The organism is Streptomyces sp. NPDC052107 (assembly GCF_040680215.1).
Taxonomy (GTDB): domain Bacteria; phylum Actinomycetota; class Actinomycetes; order Streptomycetales; family Streptomycetaceae; genus Streptomyces.
On the sequence record NZ_JBFAWG010000105.1, the window covers coordinates 1 to 17,732 of the forward strand.

The following is a 17,732-nucleotide window of genomic DNA, read 5'->3' on the forward strand; positions in this document are numbered from 1 at the left end:
CTCGACACCTCGAAGCGTGAAGAACGGCCGTCCTGCTGTCCCGAGAACGAACCAAGATCAGCGGGTCAGGTGAACGGCCGAGGTTAAACACCAAGTTCAGTGCCCGTGCTGCTTCCGCCGGTCCTCGAACTGAGTGGCGATGACAGCGGCCTGGATGCGGCGTTCCACGCCGAGCTTTGCCAGGAGGCGGGAGATGTGGTTCTTCACCGTCTTCTCGGCCAAGTAGAGACGTTGGCCGATCTGCCGGTTGGTGAGTCCTTCGCCGATCAGGGCGAGGATCTCCCGCTCCCGGTCGGTCAGGCCCGGCAGACCGTCCGGCTCCTGCTGCTGGCCGCCGCGCAGCCGGGCCATCAGCTTGGTGGTGGCGCTCGCGTCGAGCAGCGACTGGCCGGCGGCCACGGTGCGGACGGCCGATACCAGGTCGGAGCCCTGGATCTGCTTGAGGACGTACCCGGAGGCGCCCGCCATGATGGAGTCCAGCAGGGCCTCCTCGTCGTCGAAGGAGGTCAGCATCAGGCAGGCCAGCTCGGGCATGCGGGAACGCAGCTCCCGGCACACCGTCACGCCGTCGCCGTCGGGCAGGCGGACGTCGAGCACCGCCACCTGCGGGCGCAGCGCTGGAACGCGCACCAGTGCCTGCTCCACCGTGCCGGCCTCGCCGATCACACTGATGTCCGGCTCGTCGTCCAGCAGGTCGCGCACACCGCGCCGTACCACCTCGTGGTCGTCCAGCAGGAAGACCCGGATCGGGCTGCCCTGCGCGCCGTCCGCCATCGATTGCTCCTCGTTCCGCGTTCCGTGCCGATGCCTGCTCGTGGCTGGGATCGGCGTCGCCGCCGCGATCCTTCCCGCGCGCCGGGGCGCAGGGCCAGGGCCGTTCGGCCCTCTTTTCCGCACCGTCTCCCGCAGGCCCGGGACCGCGCCGTTCCGGCCTGGCCAGGCGGCAAAGGCCGCACAGCCCGGCTCGGCTCCAGCGCCGGACAGCCCTGGGCCACCGCTGCCGATCGCGGCAGTCCGAGGCCGCTTCCTGACGCGCACGCGTGTTTCGTGCAGTGGAGCGCACGGATCGTGCAGGAGTTAACGCGGATGTCATTCGCATACTCGGTGGGTCAAGGACCGACGGGACCGGATGACACGCGGAGGCAGAGTTCCATGCGGACGTTCGTCTACACATCCCACCCGGCGCGGGTGGTCTTCGGTGCCGGCACGGTCGGCCGGCTCGGCGAGGAGGTCGAGCGGCTCGGCTGCTCCCGGGTGCTGCTGCTGTCCAGCGGGCCCCTCGCGGTGGCCTCCGCGCGGGTCCGCCAGGCACTCGGTGGTCTTCTGGCAGCGGAGTTCGACGGCGCGGCCATGCACACCCCGGTGGAGGTGACCGAGCAGGCGCTCGACGTGCTCAGGGAGGCCTCCGTGGACGGCATCGTCGCCGTGGGAGGCGGTTCCACGACCGGCCTGTCGAAGGCGCTGGCTCTGCGCACGGGACTGCCGCAGGTGATCCTGCCGACCACGTACGCCGGCTCCGAGGTGACCCCCGTCCTCGGTGAGACGCGGGACGGACGCAAGGTCACCCAGTCGTCTCCGGACATCCTGCCCGAGACCGTCATCTACGACGTCGACTTCACCCTCACCCTGCCGCTGTCCCTGACGGTCACGAGTGGCGTCAACGCGCTCGCCCACGCCGTCGAGGCCCTGTACTCCGCCGACGCGAACCCGGTCACCGACCAGCAGGCCCTCGACGCGATCTCCCGCATCGCCCGGGCGCTGCCCCGCCTCGCCACAGACCCGGCCGACGTGGAGGCCCGCGCCGATCTGCTGCACGCGGCCTGGCTCGCCGGGACCTGCCTCGCCACCGTGGGCATGGGCCTGCACCACAAACTGTGCCACACCCTCGGCGGCAGCTTCGATCTGCCGCACGCCGAGACGCACACCGTCGTCCTGCCGCACGCCATGGCCTACAACGCGCCCGCGGTGCCCGACGTGATGCGCCGCATCGCCGACGCCCTGGGCGTGCCCGACGCCCCGAGCGGCGTGTACGACCTGGTCGCCTCCCTGGGCGGCCCCACCTCGCTGCGCGACCTCGGCATGCCGGAGTCCGGCCTCCCCCGCGCGGCGGAGCTGGCCACCTCCACTCCGTACCCGAACCCGCGTGAGCTGACCACCGAGGGCATCGCGGAGCTGCTGGCTGGCGCCTGGCACGGACGCCGCCCCGAGGGTCCCACCTCCACGGAGGCCCGGCTGGCCCGTCTCACCGAACGGGTCGTGGCGAGCTTCGCGCAGGCTTCCGACCCGCGCGTCCGCACCTTGCTGAGCGACCTGGTCCGGCATCTGCACACCTTCGTCGCCACCAACGACGTCACTGAGGACGAGTGGCAGTACGCCATCGACTTCCTCACCCGCACCGGCCAGATCTGCAGCCCGACCCGCCAGGAGTTCGTGCTGCTGTCGGACACCCTCGGCGTCTCCAGCGCCGTGGATCTGCTCACCAACTCCCGTACGCCCACCACCACTCCGTCTGCGGTGCTCGGTCCCTTCTACGTGGAGGGCCCGCCCGAGACCGCCAACGGCGGGGACATCTCCGGAGGACTGCCCGGCGTGCCGCTCTGGGTGGATGCGCGGGTCACGGACACCGATGGTGAGCCCATCAAGGGCGCGGTCGTGGACGTGTGGCAGTCCAACGCGGACGGCTTCTACGACGTCCAGCTCCCGGAGCTGGAAGGGCCGGTGCTGCGCGGCCGGCTGCGCACCGACGCCGAGGGGCGGATCGTGTTCTGGTCCATCCTGCCCAAGGAGTACCCGATCCCGGGGGACGGGCCGGTCGGGCAGATGCTCGACGCGATCGGGCGCCACCCCTACCGCGCGCCCCACCTGCACTTCATGTTCGACGCGCCGGGCCACCGCCGGCTCATCACGCAGCTGTTCGTGTCAGGCGGCGCCTACATGGACAGCGACACCGTCTTCGGCGTCAAGGACGAACTCATCGTCGACTTCGCGCCGCAGTCCGGCCCCACCCCCGACGGCCGCGCGGTCGACGGCGAGTGGCGCCGGCTCGAATACACCTTCCGTCTCGCCCCCCTGGCCGGATGACCGAGGAGCGCCCCATGACCATCACCGATGCGCCCGAGACGTACGACACCGACGTCCTCGTGGTCGGCAGCGGCCCCGCCGGCGGCTCGGCCGCGCTGCTGCTGGCCACCTACGGCATCCGCACCCTGCTGGTGACGAAGTACGGCTGGCTGGCCAACACGCCGCGGGCGCACATCACCAACCAACGCACCATGGAGGTCCTGCGCGACCTCGGGGTGGAGTCCCAGGCACTGGCCGCCGGCAGCCCGTCCCACCTCATGGGCGACACGGTGCTGTGCACCGCGCTCACCGGGCAGGAGATCGGCCGCATCCGCAGCTGGGGCACGGGACCCGCGTCGGCCACCGAGTACGCCTCGACCAGCCCCTGCCAGATGATCGACCTCCCGCAGACCTATCTGGAGCCGATCCTGGTGAACAATGCGGCGGCCCGCGGTGCCAAGGTGCGCTTCGACACCGAGTTCCTCAGCTTCACCCAGGACGAGGACGGCGTCACCGCGCTGCTGCGCGACCGGGTCCGCGGCGACGAGTTCACCGTGCGGGCCCGCTACCTGATCGGCGCGGACGGCGGGCGGAGCGCGGTCGCCGAGCAGCTGGGCCTGCCCTTCGACGGCCGTATGGCCAAGGCCGGCAGCATGAACATCGTCTTCAAGGCCGACCTGACCCGGTACTGCGCCCACCGGCCGAGCGTCCTGTACTGGGTGCTGCAGCCCGGGGCGGAGACCGGCGGGATCGGCATGGGCCTGGTCCGTATGGTCCGTCCGTGGAACGAGTGGCTGCTGGTGTGGGGGTACGACATCGAGCAGCCGCCGCCGGAGGTGGACGAGGAGTCGGCGCGGCGGATCGTGCGCGACCTGGTCGGTGACCCCGACCTGCCGGTGGAGATCACCTCCACCTCGCTGTGGACCGTCAACCACGCCTACGCCACGGAGTACGCGTCCGGGAGGGTCTTCTGTGCGGGCGACGCGGTGCACCGTCATCCGCCGTCCAACGGGCTCGGCTCCAACACCTCCATACAGGACTCGTACAACCTCGCCTGGAAGCTCGCGATGGTGATCCGCGGCGAGGCCGGTCCCGAGCTGCTCGACAGCTACTCCGCCGAACGGGCTCCCGTCGGGCGGCAGATCGTCGAGCGGGCCAACCTCAGCCGGGACCAGTTCGGCCCGATCTTCGACGTTCTCGGCATCGGTGGTGGCGGCGACCACGCGGCCATCGCCGAGGGGCTCGCGGCCATCGGCGCGGCGACGCCCGAGGGCGCCAAGAAGCGGCGCCTGCTCGAAGAGGCGATCCAGCTGAAGAACTACGAGTTCAACGCGCACGGCGTCGAGATGAACCAGCGCTATGTCTCCGCAGCCGTGCTCCCCGGCGAGGGTCCCGCCGAGGTCTGGGAGCGTGACCGGGAGTTGCTGGCCCGCCCGACCACCCGGCCCGGCGCGAAACTGCCGCACGCGTGGCTCGTCGACGGCCACGGCGAGCGGCTGTCCACGCTGGACGTCGTCGGCGGTGGCAGTTTCACCGTGCTGACCGGCCTGTCGGGCGGTGTCTGGGAGACGGCCGCGACCGCGTGCCGGGCGGACCTCGGCCTTCCGCTGCGGGTGGTACGCGTCGGGGACGACAACTCCCGTGACGCCTACGGCGAATGGAGCCGCGTCGGCGAGATCGCCGAGGACGGCGTGCTGCTGGTGCGCCCGGACGGCTACGTCGCCTGGCGCCGCACCACCGCCCCCGAGAGCGCGCAGTCGGCCCAGGACGAACTGCTCGGCGCACTGCGCCGGGTGCTGGCCCGGTAGGAGCGAAACAGCATGGACAAGGTGATGGCCACGGCCGCGGAGGCCCTGGCGGACGTGACGGACGGACGGTCGTTCGCCGTCGGCGGCTTCGGGCTGAGCGGCGTCCCCGAGGTGCTCATCGGCGCCCTGTACGAGAGCGGGGCGAGCGGTCTGACGGTCGTGTCGAACAACTGCGGCGTCGACGGCCGTGGCCTCGGCATCCTGCTGGCCGCCGGCCGTATCGCCCGGGTCACGGGCTCGTACATCGGCGAGAACAAGGAGTTCGCCCGCCAGTACCTCGCGGGCGAGCTGGAGGTCGAACTGACGCCGCAGGGCACACTCGCCGAGCGGCTGCGGGCGGGCGGCGCGGGCATCCCGGCCTTCTACACCCCGGCCGGCGTCGGCACCCAGGTCGCCGAGGGCGGACTGCCGTGGCGCTACGCCCCGGACGGTTCGGTCGCCGTGGCCTCGCCGCCCAAGGAGGCGCGGACCTTCGACGGCGTGGACCACATCCTGGAGCACGCCATCACCACGGACTACGCGCTGGTCAGAGCGGCGCGCGGGGACCGCCACGGCAACCTCGTCTTCCGGCGCGCGGCCCGCAACTTCAACCCGCTCGCCGCCATGGCCGGGCGCATCACCGTCGCCGAGGTGGAGGAGCTGGTCGAGCCCGGCGTACTCGGACCCGACGAGATCCATCTGCCGGGGGTGTTCGTGCAGCGTGTCGTGGCGCTGACCCCCGAGCAGGCGGCCGACAAGGGAATCGAGAAGAGGACGGTGCGCGAGCGATGAGCTGGAGCAGGGACGAGATGGCGGCGCGCGCCGCGAGTGAGCTGCGGGACGGGGACTACGTGAACCTGGGCATCGGACTGCCCACGCGTGTGGCCGACTTCCTGCCACCGGGCGTCGACGTCGTCCTGCACTCGGAGAACGGGCTGCTCGGCGTCGGGCCGTACCCGTCGCGCGACGAGGTCGACGCCGACCTCATCAACGCGGGCAAGGAGACGGTGACCGTACGGCCGGGGGCGTCCTTCTTCGACTCCTCGCTCTCCTTCGGCATGATCCGCGGCGGCCACATCGACACCGCCATCCTGGGCGCGCTGCAGGTCTCGGTCCGCGGCGACCTCGCCAACTGGGCGGTGCCCGGAAAGATGATCAAAGGGATGGGCGGTGCGATGGACCTCGTGCACGGCGCCGGCCGGGTCGTCGTGCTCATGGAGCACCTGACGAAGGACGGCACCTCCAAGATCGTCCAGGAGTGCGCGCTGCCGCTGACGGGCCGTGCCTGCGTGGACCGGATCATCACCGACCTGTGTGTCCTGGACGTCACACCCGACGGGCTCGAACTCGTCGAAACCGCACCGGGGGTGACGGCGGATCAGATCGCCGCCCTTACGCCATTCCTCGTCAGTCCTGTTGGGAGCAACCGATGATCGAGCGACCGCGTGACGTGTACGTCGTCGACGCCGTCCGTACCCCGTTCGGCCGCTACGGCGGTGCCCTGGCGGGCGTGCGCCCGGACGACCTGGCCGCCGGTGTGCTGCGCGCCCTGGTCGACCGCAGCCCCGGTCTGGACCCGGCGCGCATCGACGACGTGCTGCTGGGCAACGCCAACGGCGCGGGCGAGGAGAACCGCGATGTGGCCCGCATGGCCGTCCTGCTCGCCGGGCTGCCGGTCAGCGTGCCCGGCGCCACGGTCAACCGGCTGTGCGGATCCGGAATGGAGGCCGTCGTCCAGGCGGCCCGCGCCATCGCGCTCGGCGACGCGTCGATCGCGGTGGCGGGCGGTGTGGAGTCGATGAGCCGGGCGCCCTGGGTGCTGCCGAAGCCGGAGCGGGCCTTCCCGGCGAAGGACCAGCAGCTGTACTCGACCACGCTCGGCTGGCGGATGGTGAACCCGCGGATGCCGGCGGAGTGGACGATCCCGCTCGGCGAGAGCGCGGAACTCGTCGGCGCCAAGTACGCCGTCACCCGGGACGCACAGGACGCGTTCGCCCTGGCCAGCCACCGCAACGCCGCCCGCGCCTGGCGCGAGGGCCGGTACGCGGGAGAGGTCGTCCCCGTCGAGGGGGTGGACCTGCCCCGCGACGAGGGCATCCGGGACAACACCTCCCTGGAGGCACTCGCCCGGCTCAGGCCGGCCTTCGTCGCGGACGGCACGATCACGGCGGGCAACGCCTCGCCTCTCAACGACGGGGCGGCCGCGCTGCTGCTCGCCGACGAGGACGGGCTCGCGGCGATCGGGCGCGAGCCGCTGGCCCGGGTCCGGGCGGCGGCGGTGACGGGCATCGAACCGCAGTACTTCGGTCTCGGACCGGTCGACGCCATCCGCAAGGTGCTCGCCAAGGCGTCGGTCGCCCCCGGTGATCTGCACACGGTCGAGCTGAACGAGGCCTACGCGGCCCAGGCCCTGGCCTGCCTGGCCGCACTGCCGGAACTCGACCCCGAGGTGGTCAACCCGCGCGGCGGCGCCATCGCCATCGGCCACCCGCTGGGCGCGTCGGGCGCCCGCATCACCGGAGCGGTAGCGCACCAGCTGGCCGAGGCGGGCACCGGCACGGGCCTGGCGGCGCTGTGCATCGGGGTGGGCCAGGCGCTGGCCCTGGTGCTGGAGCGCTGAGGGGAGGCCGCAAGGGGCCGCCTCAGCCGGACCGGCGCAGCGCGGCCGGGGTGGTGCCCAGCCGGGCGCGCATCACCCGGGTGAGGTGCTCCTGGTGGGAGAACCCGCAGGCGGCGGCCACCTCCGCGATCGGCGTGGAGGTGCTGCGCAGCAGCCGGCACGCGGCCTCCAGGCGCAGCTTGAGCAGGAACTGGTGGGGCGACTGGCCGGTGCTCGCGCGGAACCTCCGGGTGAACTGGCTCGGGCTCAGCGAGGCCGAGGCGGCGAGGTCCGCGATCGGCAGGGGTTCGGCGAGGCGCTGGTCCATGAGGTCGCGGACGGCGGCGAGCTGCCGGTCGGACAGCCCGGACCGGTCGGGCGGGGGCGCGGCCGCGCGGACACCGTGGCGGCGTACGAGCTGCGCGGCGAGCATCCCGGTCAGCTGGTCGGTGTACGTGCGGGCCGACGGCTCCCATGAGCGGATCGCGTTCTCCAGCGCGAGCATGAGCTGTTCGGCGAGTGGGTCGCTGGACCCGAGCTCTTCGGTCAGTTCCACGGGCCGCCCGCCGTTCGCGTCGCGCAGGGCGTCGTCCGAGAGGTAGGCGTGGATCGTGTCCAGCCGGCCGCCGAGCTCGACGGCGAGACTCCGGCCGGCCGGCTGCAGGAAGAGTCCACCGGCCGGGATCGCCCGTGACCGCCGGTCCGCACCCTGCCCCCGCCGTACCGTGACGGGGCCGCTGAGGTGCAGGATCAGCAGGTGGGTGGGGGCCGGATCGAAGGCCGCGCGGTAGGGCTGCTCCAGCTGCGCGGAGAGATACAGCCGGTCCCATCCAAGCCCTGAGCTGCTGTGTCGTGTCCGGACACCGGGCCGTCGCAGGATACCGACCGTGTCGGCCAGGCCGAGTTCCGTCATGGTGCGACCTCCTCACGGCACCCATATGGTTGAAGGGTAAACCAGGGGCTGGTCATCGAGAAGCGTCCCGATCGCGCGAGTGAAGTCCACGACCGCCGGGAGGACCCTCCTGTTTGCCACCGGCGTCGAACGGGGAACTCTGGCCGGAGTCCGAACGCGTCCCACTGCAGGAGGCATCGATGGTGGACGAGCAGGACGACCGCTTCGACGTGGTGGTACTCGGTGCCGGCCCTGGTGGCTATGTAGCCGCGATCCGCGCCGCCCAGCTGGGCAAACGCGTCGCCGTCGTCGAGCGGAAGTACTGGGGCGGCATCTGTCTGAACGTGGGCTGCATCCCGACCAAGGCCCTGTTGCGCAACGCCGAGCTGGCGCACATCGTCACCCGCGAGGCGAAGACCTTCGGCATCCGCGTCGACGGACAGGTGTCCTTCGACTACGGCGAGGCGTTCCGCCGCAGTCGCAAGGTCGCCGACGGCCGGGTCAAGGGCGTGCACTACCTGATGAAGAAGAACAAGATCACCGAGATCGACGGTCACGGCACGTTCCTCGACCCGCACACCCTCCAGGTGTCCGGGTCCGGCGGCGACACGCGCACCATCGGATTCGACCACTGCATCATCGCCACCGGCGCCACTCCCAAGCTGCTGCCCGGCACCCGGCGCACCTCCCGCGTGGTCACCTTCGAGGAACAGATCCTCGCCGAGGACCTGCCGCAGTCGATCATCATCGCGGGCGCCGGCGCCATCGGCGTCGAGTTCGCCTACATCCTGCACAGCTACGGCGTGAAGGTCACGATCGTCGAGTTCCTGGACCGTCTCGCTCCGCTGGAGGACGCCGAGGTCTCCGCCGAGCTCGCCAAGCAGTACCGCAGGCTGGGCATCGACGCGCTCACCTCCACCCGCGTCGACTCCATCGACGAATCCGGCCCGCGGGTCCGCGTCACGGTCACCGGCAGGGACGGCTCGCCGCAGGTCCTGGAGGCCGACAAGGTCCTCCAGGCGCTCGGCTTCGCCCCGAACGTGACCGGCTACGGCTTGGAGGACACCGGCGTGCAGGTCTCCGAGCGCGGCGCGATCAACGTCGACGGCCGCTGCCGTACGAACGTGCCGCACTTCTACGCCATCGGCGACGTCACCGCGAAGCTGATGCTCGCGCACGCGGCCGAGGCCATGGGTGTGATCGCCGCCGAGACGCTCGCGGACGCGGAGACCATGGAGCTGGACTACCCGATGATCCCGCGGGCCACCTTCTGCCAGCCGCAGATCGCCAGCTTCGGCTACACCGAGGAACAGGCACGCGAGCTGGGCTACGACGTCAAGGTGGCGAAGTTCCCGTTCACCGCGAACGCCAAGGCGCACGGCCTCGGCGACGCCACCGGCTTCGTGAAGTTGATCAGCGACGCGAAGTACGGCGAGCTGGTCGGTGGGCACCTCATCGGCCCGGACGTCACCGAGCTGCTGCCCGAGCTGACCCTGGCCCAGCAATGGGACCTCACCGTCCATGAGATCGCCCGCAACGTCCATGCCCACCCGACGCTCGGCGAGGCGATCCAGGAGGCGGTCCACGGCCTGGCCGGGCACATGATCAACCTGTGACGGACGCCGGTACTCCGCCCCTTTCTCGCCGGGGTCTCAGGCTGTGGCCCGGGGCTGGGTCGGGCTCAGGTAGTGCACGGCGGTCCGGTCGGCGTGCGGGGCGAGCAGACCCTGCAACTCGTCGGCCGCGACCTTGAGGAGGTCGCCGTCGCGGTCCGCGCGGAGGGTTTCGAGGACGAACGCGACGTGTGCGGAGTCCTCGGTGACGCGGGTGCGGTGGGCGTCACGGTGGTTCCAGTGGCGAGTGAGGACGCCGGCGGTGTCGGCGTAGACGACCTCGCCCGGCTTGGGATTCTCGACGGTGCCGGGTTCGCCGAGCGGGGTGAAGGACTCCGTGCCGTCCGCGTATCGGATGTCCACGTCGCCGGTGACGTGGGCCACATCAAAGGCGCCGGCGGGCAGACCGTGCCGCACGGAGACGGAGTTGTAGGAGTCGACGGCCGGGTTGATGCGCGGCAGGCTGCCCTTCTTGGCAAGGCGGCGGCCGAGTGCGTCGACGCTGGGGCGGATGCGGCGGGGGTTGGTGCCGAAGGAGCGGTAGGCGCTGTGCCAGGCCTCGATGCGGGGGTCGGTGTCGTCGGCGGGCTGCCAGGCGCCGTCGGCCAGTCGCTGCTCCAGGTCCTCGACAGCGGCGGCGGTATGGGGCCAGGGCTCGTGGCCGCGCAGGCCGGTGGCGACGACCAGGGCGATGAGGGTGCCGGGGAAGGCTTCTGCGACGGCGGGGGCGATACGGAAGGCGGGCATGGGCGGGTTTCCGTTTCCTGCGGGCAAGCGTGCGTGCGTGGGGTAGTGGAGGTCAGGGCTGCCAGGGGCCCATGCGGTCCAGGCGGCGGAGCTGCTGGCGCGCGGTCGGTACGTCCAGGCCCGCGCCGCGCTCGGTGAGGCGGTCGGCGACGGCGGCGCGGTGCTCGACCGGTTTGTGGTCGTCGTACTTGAACTTGGCCCGTACATCGGCGACTTCCAGCCGCAGGCCGCGGATGCCGGACAGCATCCGGCCGTACGGCGGCTGGTCCGCGCCGACGGGGGCGTGGTCGCCGTCGGGCTGGAAGTGGGCCAGCTGACGGCGCAGCAGATCGGCCTTCGCCTCGGGGTCGTCGACGATGTGGGCGCGGCAGGAGAACTGGACGGCCGCGTAGTAGCTGGTGGGCACGCCGTCGGTGGGCGGGGTGTCGGACTTGGCGCGCCAGGGGCCGGGGATGAAGGCGTAGTCGCCGATGACGGTGAAGGTGACGTTCGGGTCGTGCTCGATCGTCCGCCAGACCGGGTTGGGCCGGGCGAGGTGGATCAGGAGGTGTGTACCGTCGCCGGTGAAGTGGGTGGGGACGACGACGGGCGGGTGACCGGGCAAGCCGTTGACGCTCAGCTGGCCGAAGTCGTGCCCTTCGGCGATCCAGCTCTGCCATTCGGCCTCGTCGAGGCCGGCGTCCCAGGGTTGGATGAACATGTGGATCTCCTTGCGTGGCCGCGACCGCGGCGGGGCTGCGCGGTCGCTCAAGTCGGGGCTCAGGTCAGGGCCAGGAGGCTGACGGCCACGGCGGCGGTGCCGAGGCCGACGAGCTGGCCGCGATGGATGCGTTCGGCGAGCACGCCTCGGGCGAGCAGGACCGTGCCGGCCGGGTAGAGGGCGGTGATCACGGCGACGACGGTCAGGTCCCCGCTGCGGGCGGCGAGCAGGAACAGCAGGTTGGCCACCGAGTCCAGCACGCCGGCGGCCGCCGACATCGCGTACGCCGGGCGTTCCGGACCCAGCCTGCGGCGCAGCAGCCCGGCCGCGGCCAGGGTGACCGCCGAGGAGACGGCCCGGCCGGTGATCAGCGGGGCCACGCCGCTGTCGGTCGGCGCCTGGTGCAGGAACACCAGCTGGAGGGCGATGGCGGCTCCCGCGCCGAAGGCCAGCAGGAGCGCCGTACGGGAGGGGCGGGTCGCGCCCGCGCCGTGTCCGGCGCTGACCAGCACCACCGCGAGCAGCGCGAGCGGCAGGCCCACCAGCCCGGCGGCGGTCAGGTGTTCGCCCTGCAGCAGCCCGACGGTGACCGGCAGCGCGGCGGAGACCAGCGCGGTCACCGGCGACAGGACGTTCATCGGGCCGATCGCCAGGGTGCGGTAGAGCAGGGCGAACGCGGCGGCCGAGGCGACCCCGGACGCGGCCCCCCAGGCGAGGGTGCCGGAGCTGAACGAGGCACCGAGCACCGGCCACAGCAGCAGCTCGACCGCGAGACTGGCCGGGGCCGCGACCATCACGGTCCGCAGCACATGGGCCTTCCGGGCGCCGAGGCCGCCGAGGAAGTCGGCGCACCCGTACGCGAGTGAGCTGCCCAGGGCCAGCAGCAGAGCGATCACAGCACATCCCTTGCACTCAATGAAACGACCAGACGGTACAACGAACCGACCATTCCATGTCAACAGAACGACCGTGCAGTACATTCCAGTACTCAAGGCCTTAGGTAAGGATGGTGATCAGGTGGCCGAGACAGCCGCCGCCCTGCGGTCGGTCGCGCACAACGTCCGGGCGGCCCGCATCCGCGCCGGGCTGTCCCTGGACGAGCTCAGCCGCCGCGCCCAGGTCAGCAAGGGTGCCCTCGTGGGACTGGAGAAGGCACAGGGCAACCCCAATCTGGCCACCCTGGTCCGACTGGCCGACACCCTCGGCATCTCGGTGTCCGCGCTGATGCAGGGGCCGCCCGAAGGCCGTGTCCGCGTCGTGTCCAGCGACGCCGTCGCACCCCTGTGGACCGGAGAACGCGGCGGTGAGGCACGCCTCATGCTGACGACCTCCGGCCCCGCACCGGTCGAGGTCTGGCGCTGGCGCCTGGAACCGGGCGAGGAGTATCCCAGCCACCCCCACCAGGCCGGCGTCGTGGAAACCGTCAGCGTCACCTCAGGCTGCATGGCCCTGATCGTCGACGGCGTGGAGCACACCGTCGAAGCCGGCCAGACCGCCACGTTCGACGGCGACACCCCGCACACCTATCGCGGCGCGGGCACCGGGCCCTGCCACCTGATCATGACGGTCCACCTGCCACCAGGCCCCGCCACCACCATGTGAGTACGCCCGCGGCGGACATCCTGATGACGATGCGTCCGACGGGTTCGCCGCGTACGGCGCCGGCGCACGGTGCGGTGCAGAAGCGGGCAACCGTTTTCTCATCCTGGGGTGATGGGCGGCGGCGTGGCGTGTTCCGTAGGCGCGGCAGGACTTTTTCCTGTTGCCTGCTGCTGGCACTGGGCGCCGCCGGCTGTCAGGATGACGGCTGACGACATCACCCAAGAAAAGGTTTGCCCGTGACCCTTGATCCTGGCTCTCCTCCCGCCGGCCGGCCCCGGCTCGCCGACGTCGCCGCGCTGGCGGGCGTCAGTGTGGGCACGGCGTCCAAGGCGCTCAGCGGTGGTGGCCGGATGCGTCCGGAGACCCGGCAGCGGGTCCTGGACGCGGTGGCGGCGCTCGGCTTCCGCCCCAACCAGCAGGCGCAGAGCCTGCACACCGGCCGCAGCTGGACGGTCGGCCTGGTGACGACCGACGGTATCGGCCGGTTCAGCACGCCCGTGCTGCTCGGTGCCGAGGACGCGCTCGGCGCCGGGAAGATCTCCGTGCTGCTGTGCGACACCCGTGGCGACGCGATCCGGGAACAGCACCATCTGCGCAACCTGCTGGACCGCCGGGTGGACGGCATCATCGTCACCGGCCGCCGCACGGACGCGCGCCCACCGTTGACCGGTGTCACGGGCCTGGAGTCGACCCCGGTGGTCTACGCACTGTCCCCCTCCACCGACCCCGTGGACACGTCCGTGGTCTCCGACGACCGGGGTGGAGCCCGGTTGGCGATGGAGCACCTCCTGGCCACCGGCCGTACCCGCATCGCCCACGTCACCGGCCCTGAGCACCACGCCGCCGCCCGCGACCGCGCCCGCCACGCGGTGGAGCACCTGGAGGCCGCCGAGCTCGGCCTGTCGACGGGCCGCGTCCACTTCGGCGAGTGGAGCGAGTCCTGGGGTCGCCGCGCCGCCGACGCGGTGCTGCGCACGGCCCCGGACACGGACGCGTTCTTCTGCGGCAACGACCAGATCGCCCGGGGCGTGGCCGACACCCTGCGCGAACGCGGTGTGAACGTCCCCGGCGACATCGCCGTCGTCGGCTACGACAACTGGGACACCATGGCTCTGGCGAGCCGCCCGCCGCTCACCACGATCGACATGAACCTCGCCGAGATCGGGCGGATCGCGGCGCTGCGTCTGCTGGAGGCGATCGACGCGGACGCGACGCCCGGGGTGCACACGGTGCCGTGCCAACTGGTGGTGCGGGAGTCGACCTGAGGCACCTCGGCCGATGCACGGCCGGGACCGGCACCATCGACGCGCCGAACGGACATCACTGCTCGTGCCCCAGGTAGTGCAGCATGAGCAGGGCGATGTCGTCGGTGCGCTGTCGCTGGGTGCCCGTTGCCCCGACCAGGGTGTCGATGAGTGCGTCCAGGTCCCTGTCGTCCGCCCGAGCGAGATGGCGGGAGAGGGCGGCGATGGAGTCGTCGAGGTCGGCACCTGGCATTTCGATGAGGCCGTCGGTGTAGCAGGCGAGCATGAGCCCAATGGGGACGCTACGCCCCCGGGCGACGATCGGCATGCCGTCGCCCGGGCCCGCGTACGCGGCCGACCCGTGGGGTGCGGACCAGGCGGTGGGCGGTTGGCCGAGTGGAATGGATCTTCTCCAAGAGCGGAACACCCTGGACGTCATCCGAGGCATGTCCGCCACCCTCGCCACCAACGACCTTATGCGGCCCGGGAGTTCATCAGGGCCTTGATCCGCTCACCCGCTTTCGTTCCTGCGCTCGTGGATCGCCTTGCCGAGTCCGACGGATGAGGCCTGTCTTGACGTCCACGAGCGCGAGGACGGCGGCGAGAAGCAACGCGCTGAGGGCCGTGAGAGCGGTTCCCCGCCAGCCGAGCGCGTCGAGCAACGGTGCGGCGAGCGCCGCGCCAAGGGCTCCGACCGCGAAGTACAGCACGAGATAGACGCTGGTGAGGCTGCCGGAGCGGAGCGGGTCGAGGCCGATGACGCTGCTGACGTTGGCGGCCTGAGCGGCGAAACAGCCTGCGTCGAAGAGGGCGAGGCCGAGGGCGGTGGCCGGCGGGGTGTTCAAGCCGGTGGCCAGCAGCGCGGTTCCGGTGGCCGCGGCCAGCATGCCGGCGATGATCACCGTGCCCGGGGTGAAGCGGTCGGCGAGCCGGCCGGTGAGCGGGAGTGCGCCGAAGCCCAGGAGTCCGGCCAGGCTGTACAGGCCGATCGCGGTCGGCCCGAGGCCGTACGGAGGCTCGGCCAAGGCCAGGGCGAGAGCGACCCAGATGACGTTGAAGGCGAAGTACCACAGTCCGCCCACGGCCACCGCGCGGCGCAGCTTCGGCAACCGGCGCGGCAACGGATGCAGTGACAGCAGAGCGGCGCGGTAACTGCGGTCTGCGGCAGGGCGTTCCCGCGGCAGGAGCGCGGCCGCGGCGATCGCGCCGAGCAGGGCGAGCCCCGCGCAGAGGAGAAGCATCCGGCGCCATCCCAGCATGTCGGTGAGTGCTCCTCCCACCAGGCGGCTGAGCAGGATGCCTGCCGACATACCGGCGGACACCGTGGCGACGCCGGTTCCGCGGCGCCCGAGCGGGGCATGGCGTCCCGCGATGTTGCTTGCCTGGGCCGCGACACTGGCCGCCGCCCCGATGAGCAGGTACGCGGCCAGGAGAACGACCGCGCCGGGTGCCGTCGCCGCGAGGGTGAGCGCCGCGGCCAGGGCGGTGAGCTGGACGGCCACCAGGCGGTTGGGGGCGAGGTGATCGGCGAGGGGAAGCAGAAGGGCGAAGCCGGTCATGCAGCCGGTGAGCGCGGCGGTCGGTACGAGAGCGATCACGGAGAGGGGGACGCCCAGTTCTGCGGCAACGGCCGCGAGCGCGGGCTGGACGGCGTAGTCGTTCGCGATCGCCGTACCGGCTATGAAGGCGAGGAGGAACGTGCCGCCTCGGGTAAGAGGGCGGGTCATGGCTGCGTGCCGCGGGTGAGGATCACCGCGTAGCGGCACACCGAGTCGGTGGTGTTCACGAAGACGCGCTCGGCGGGCTCGCCGAGTTCGATGGTGTCGCCCGTGTCGAGTTCGTGGACCGTGTCGCCGTCGTGGAAGGTCAGATGGCCGTCCAGGACCCATACGACCTGCCGCACGAAGGCGAAGGCGGCGGCCGGATACGGCACTCGGGCGCCGGCGGGCAGGCGGATCTCGGCGACCTCGGCGGGAAAGTTCGGGCCGGTGATCTGTCGGCGCCGGTAACCGGTGCCGGGGTCCCGCCACTCGGCCGTGTCCGTCCGGCGGCGTACCCCTGCCACGCCCTGCGCGTCGTCCGGCGTCCCTTCGGCCAGGGCCAGCAGGGAGGCGACGCTGAGCTGGAACGCGGCGGACAGCTTGCCCAGGACGACGGCGGTGGGGCTGCTCTCCCCACGCTCAATGCGGCTGATCATGGCCTGCGACACACCGGAGACGTCCGCGAGCTGGGCCAGGGTCCACCGGCGCCGTTCGCGTTCGGTGCGGACTCGGGCAGCGATCCGCCCCACGAGCGGATCTACTATGTTGGACATGGATCCAATATACGAGAGAAGCTCTACGGCCGTCACCGTCCGCCGAGCCCTGCCCGGTGACGCGGAAGCCATCCGGGCCATCCGCAACCACGCGATCGAGCACTCCACGGCCCTGTGGACACAGACCCCGCAGTCCTCCCCCGAGAGCGTCGCGTGGCTCGCCACCCACCTGGAACGGGGCTCGGCGTTCGTGGCCGAGGCGGCGGGCGACGTGGCCGGGTTCGCCGTCTACGGTCCCTGGCGGGCACTGGACGGATACCGCTACACGGTCGAGGACTCGGTCTACGTCCGCGAGGACCGGCACGGGCTCGGCATCGGCTCCGCTCTGCTGACGGCCCTCATCGCCTCGGCACGCGCCGCCGGTCACCACGTCATGATCGCCGGCATCGAAGCCGGTAACACCGCCTCGATCCGGCTGCACGAACGGTTCGGGTTCCAGCATGTCGGCACCGTGCCGGAGGTGGGTACCAAGTTCGGCCGATGGCTCGACCTGACACTCATGCGACTGCCCCTCACCTGAGCCGGCCGAGAGCGGACTCGCTGACGTCACAAGGGCAACGCTCCGGCGGGATGACCGTACTCTCGGCCGCACGCTGTGAGAGCGAGGACTCCACAGCCCTCGATCCTGGTGTTCGCCCCCAGGGCTCCGGGATCGACCGACAGCCGAGCCGCGATGTCGTTGGCGTAGCAGGTGTCAGGGATCCGGAGCTCCTCCTTGATCTGGTGGTAGCGGGCGGTGAACGCTTCGGTGTCCGAGATGCTCACGCCGTCGAAGGCGTCCTCGGGGAATCCGTCCTGGTGGGGCAGGAGAAAGCCGGATTCGGCGGGGTGCGCGGGTTCCTGGTCACCGTGCTCCTCGGCGTCGTACGCGTCGTACTGGCGCACCACTTCTCCGCCTTCGGCGATGCACCAGGCCGTCCAGCCGTCACCGCAGCTCATCCCGTACCACTGCGCGGCCGCGAAGCGGCGGCTCAGGTCGGCGCACCGCTGCCGTACGACCTGGTTGAAAGCCTCGTCCTGGTCCTCTGCCTCGTCGATCCGGTGGCTGTACTCGGAGGAGTCGCCGAAGACCAGCGTCCAGCGTCTCTAATCAGCTAAGCGATCCCATGGGAACCGTAGGGTCCGGTGCGGGTTCTTCCCACCTGGGCGGGGCTGCGTGAGCGTGGAGATGGAA

18 protein-coding genes are annotated in these 17,732 nt (G+C 71.5%); 9 read left to right on the forward strand and 9 right to left on the reverse strand.

What is annotated here, in order from left to right; translation table 11 throughout:
* Positions 1-96 precede the first annotated feature (96 nt).
* Positions 97-774 carry a response regulator transcription factor gene (locus AB0M27_RS41555; RefSeq protein ID WP_365730326.1) on the reverse strand — a complete coding sequence of 226 codons (678 nt, stop codon included), beginning with the start codon at positions 772-774 and terminating at the stop codon, positions 97-99.
* A gap of 378 nt (positions 775-1,152) precedes the next feature.
* Here AB0M27_RS41555 and AB0M27_RS41560 point away from each other — a divergent pair, with 378 nt between their 5' ends.
* The 5 genes from AB0M27_RS41560 to AB0M27_RS41580 are packed head-to-tail and all read left to right on the forward strand — an operon-like array spanning position 1,153 to position 7,467.
* Positions 1,153-3,081, forward strand: coding sequence for a maleylacetate reductase and hydroxyquinol 1,2-dioxygenase domain-containing protein (locus tag AB0M27_RS41560; RefSeq protein WP_365730328.1), 1,929 nt, complete (start codon positions 1,153-1,155; stop codon positions 3,079-3,081).
* Positions 3,082-3,095: 14 nt separating this feature from the next.
* Entirely contained in the window at positions 3,096-4,868 is a 1,773-nt protein-coding gene (locus AB0M27_RS41565) for an FAD-dependent monooxygenase (protein WP_365730329.1), read from the forward strand.
* Positions 4,869-4,880: 12 nt separating this feature from the next.
* Positions 4,881-5,639, forward strand: coding sequence for a CoA transferase subunit A (locus AB0M27_RS41570; RefSeq protein ID WP_365730331.1), 759 nt, complete (start codon positions 4,881-4,883; stop codon positions 5,637-5,639).
* Positions 5,636-6,280, forward strand: coding sequence for a CoA transferase subunit B (locus AB0M27_RS41575; protein WP_365730333.1), 645 nt, complete (start codon positions 5,636-5,638; stop codon positions 6,278-6,280). Before AB0M27_RS41570 ends, AB0M27_RS41575 begins: the two co-directional genes overlap by 4 nt.
* On the forward strand, positions 6,277-7,467 hold the full coding sequence (locus AB0M27_RS41580; RefSeq protein WP_365730335.1) for an acetyl-CoA C-acyltransferase: 1,191 nt from the start codon (positions 6,277-6,279) through the stop codon (positions 7,465-7,467). The genes AB0M27_RS41575 and AB0M27_RS41580 overlap by 4 nt, the downstream gene beginning before the upstream one ends.
* Before the next feature lie 22 nt (positions 7,468-7,489).
* On the opposite strand, the gene AB0M27_RS41585 is transcribed toward AB0M27_RS41580, so the two are convergent.
* Positions 7,490-8,359: a helix-turn-helix domain-containing protein gene (locus AB0M27_RS41585; RefSeq protein WP_365730337.1), complete on the reverse strand. Its 870-nt coding sequence runs from the start codon at positions 8,357-8,359 to the stop codon at positions 7,490-7,492.
* Positions 8,360-8,541: 182 nt separating this feature from the next.
* Between AB0M27_RS41585 and lpdA the strand changes: the two genes are divergently transcribed.
* Positions 8,542-9,954: a dihydrolipoyl dehydrogenase gene (gene lpdA, locus AB0M27_RS41590; protein ID WP_365730359.1), complete on the forward strand. Its 1,413-nt coding sequence runs from the start codon at positions 8,542-8,544 to the stop codon at positions 9,952-9,954.
* A gap of 36 nt (positions 9,955-9,990) precedes the next feature.
* Here the strand turns inward: lpdA and AB0M27_RS41595 are convergent, their stop codons facing one another.
* From AB0M27_RS41595 to AB0M27_RS41605, 3 genes are read right to left on the reverse strand one after another with little or no spacing between them, the layout of a single operon-like run.
* Complete coding sequence (locus AB0M27_RS41595; RefSeq protein ID WP_365730339.1) at positions 9,991-10,698, reverse strand: phenylalanine--tRNA ligase beta subunit-related protein; 708 nt, start codon at positions 10,696-10,698, stop codon at positions 9,991-9,993.
* A gap of 52 nt (positions 10,699-10,750) precedes the next feature.
* Complete coding sequence (locus tag AB0M27_RS41600) at positions 10,751-11,398, reverse strand: FMN-binding negative transcriptional regulator (protein ID WP_365730341.1); 648 nt, start codon at positions 11,396-11,398, stop codon at positions 10,751-10,753.
* A gap of 59 nt (positions 11,399-11,457) precedes the next feature.
* Positions 11,458-12,294: an EamA family transporter gene (locus AB0M27_RS41605; RefSeq protein WP_365730343.1), complete on the reverse strand. Its 837-nt coding sequence runs from the start codon at positions 12,292-12,294 to the stop codon at positions 11,458-11,460.
* A gap of 121 nt (positions 12,295-12,415) precedes the next feature.
* Here AB0M27_RS41605 and AB0M27_RS41610 point away from each other — a divergent pair, with 121 nt between their 5' ends.
* Complete coding sequence (locus AB0M27_RS41610) at positions 12,416-13,000, forward strand: XRE family transcriptional regulator (protein ID WP_365730346.1); 585 nt, start codon at positions 12,416-12,418, stop codon at positions 12,998-13,000.
* Between the two features lie 236 nt (positions 13,001-13,236).
* Positions 13,237-14,265 (forward strand): LacI family DNA-binding transcriptional regulator, encoded by a 1,029-nt coding sequence (locus AB0M27_RS41615; RefSeq protein WP_365730348.1) that lies wholly within the window; start codon positions 13,237-13,239, stop codon positions 14,263-14,265.
* A 55-nt stretch (positions 14,266-14,320) separates the two neighbouring features.
* On the opposite strand, the gene AB0M27_RS41620 is transcribed toward AB0M27_RS41615, so the two are convergent.
* From AB0M27_RS41620 to AB0M27_RS41630, 3 genes are read right to left on the reverse strand one after another with little or no spacing between them, the layout of a single operon-like run.
* A complete protein-coding gene (locus AB0M27_RS41620; protein WP_365730350.1) occupies positions 14,321-14,692 on the reverse strand; it encodes a SpoIIE family protein phosphatase in 372 nt (123 codons plus the stop codon).
* Between the two features lie 46 nt (positions 14,693-14,738).
* Positions 14,739-15,971, reverse strand: a complete 1,233-nt coding sequence (locus tag AB0M27_RS41625) for an MFS transporter (protein WP_365730352.1) — start codon at positions 15,969-15,971, stop codon at positions 14,739-14,741.
* Positions 15,968-16,558 (reverse strand): helix-turn-helix domain-containing protein, encoded by a 591-nt coding sequence (locus AB0M27_RS41630; RefSeq protein WP_365730353.1) that lies wholly within the window; start codon positions 16,556-16,558, stop codon positions 15,968-15,970. Before AB0M27_RS41630 ends, AB0M27_RS41625 begins: the two co-directional genes overlap by 4 nt.
* On the opposite strand from AB0M27_RS41630, the gene AB0M27_RS41635 reads away from it, so the two are divergent.
* The gene (locus AB0M27_RS41635) at positions 16,557-17,078 is read left to right on the forward strand and encodes an N-acetyltransferase family protein (RefSeq protein WP_365730355.1); all 522 of its coding nucleotides are present in this window, start codon (positions 16,557-16,559) and stop codon (positions 17,076-17,078) included. The two genes, AB0M27_RS41630 and AB0M27_RS41635, sit on opposite strands and share 2 nt — an antisense overlap.
* 26 nt (positions 17,079-17,104) lie before the next feature.
* Here the strand turns inward: AB0M27_RS41635 and AB0M27_RS41640 are convergent, their stop codons facing one another.
* Positions 17,105-17,497, reverse strand: a complete 393-nt coding sequence (locus AB0M27_RS41640; protein WP_365730357.1) for a hypothetical protein — start codon at positions 17,495-17,497, stop codon at positions 17,105-17,107.
* Between the last annotated feature and the right edge of the window lie 235 nt (positions 17,498-17,732).